Here is a 725-nt window from a genome sequence, read left to right as displayed (position 1 = left end):
CGCCCGGTTACATTCCGAACCCGGAAGCTAAGCCTCACAGCGCCGATGGTACTGCAGGGGGGACCCTGTGGGAGAGTAGGACGCCGCCGAACAATTATTCAAGGCCGCGGCCCCAGCGATTCGCTGGGGCCGCGGCCTTTTTGTTTTTTACGAGCGTTTGCACGGCCGGCACACCAGGGACTTCCGCCCAGGCGCGGGGTGTCTCCGGATGCCGGACAATGGAGTAGGTGTGCGGCCACGAGGCCGGCATCGAACCGCGTGAGGGGCAGTGGTGTCGCCCAGTCCGCGGTGGAGCTGAAGCAGAAGGAGTCACCACAATGTCGAACCAGCCCCAGGACCGTCCCGAGCGTCGATCGGACGACGGCCGCGGCTACGAGCCCCGGTCGCGCGGGGGCTGGTCCAACGACCGTGGTCCGCGTCGTGACGACCGTGACGACCGTCCGCGTCGTGACGACCGTCCGTCCGGTGGCGGTTTCAACCGCGACCGCGATGACCGTCCGCGTCGCGATGACCGTCCCTCCGGTGGCGGCGGTTACCGTGGTGGCGACCGTCCCCAGGGCGGCGGCGGCTACCGTGGCGACCGCCCGCAGGGTGGTGGCTTCAACCGGGACCGCGATGACCGTGGTGGGTTCAACCGCGACCGCGGTGACCGTCCCCAGGGCGGTGGCGGTGGCTACCGCGGTGACCGTCCGCAGGGTGGCGGGTTCAACCGCGACCGCGACGAC

General features: G+C 69.8%; 1 protein-coding gene and 1 rRNA gene. One reads left to right on the top strand and one right to left on the bottom strand.

Annotation, left to right across the window (positions count from 1 at the left end; all coding sequences use genetic code 11):
• Positions 1-92: ribosomal RNA gene (gene rrf / locus ACGFZP_RS35950) — 5S ribosomal RNA — on the top strand; the annotation flags it as partial.
• Positions 93-98: 6 nt separating this feature from the next.
• Here rrf and ACGFZP_RS35945 read toward each other — a convergent pair.
• Positions 99-725: hypothetical protein (locus ACGFZP_RS35945; protein ID WP_392940965.1), on the bottom strand; the 627-nt coding region annotated here is incomplete at its 5' end.

Origin of the sequence: Kitasatospora sp. NPDC048239, assembly GCF_043202015.1 — a bacterium.
GTDB lineage: Bacteria > Actinomycetota > Actinomycetes > Streptomycetales > Streptomycetaceae > Kitasatospora.
This window is presented reverse-complemented; position numbering and strand designations above follow the sequence as displayed.